At 48.1% G+C, this 316-nt stretch carries 1 pseudogene; it reads left to right on the plus strand.

The features are described 5' to 3' along the window. Nucleotides 1-17: 17 nt before the first annotated feature. A pseudogene (locus WG929_RS21045) lies at nt 18-316 on the plus strand (IS110 family transposase); the annotation flags it as partial.

Raw genomic sequence — 316 nt, forward strand, 5'->3', positions numbered from 1 at the left:
TTCAGAGCTTGCATCGAATGCGAGAACGATTGGTCAAGGATCGCACTGCGCTTTGCAATCAGATGCGCGGTTTGTTGACGGACTATGGTTATATCTTCCCCGTCGGAATCAATGCTGTACTGAAAGGGTTGCGCGAGATTCTGGAACAAGGTGAGCTGTCTGGCATGATGCAGTCGGAGTTGAATTGGACATTGGTTGAATATGACCTGTTATCGCGTCGGATTGATCACATTAACGAAGAATTAAAGCGTTATGGCGAACAGGATCAGCAATGCCAGAACCTGATCTCTATCCCTGGAATCGGGGCTCATATCGC

Origin of the sequence: Oceanobacter antarcticus, from assembly GCF_044962685.1 — a bacterium.
Classification (GTDB): Bacteria; Pseudomonadota; Gammaproteobacteria; order Pseudomonadales; family Oceanobacteraceae; genus Oceanobacter; species Oceanobacter antarcticus.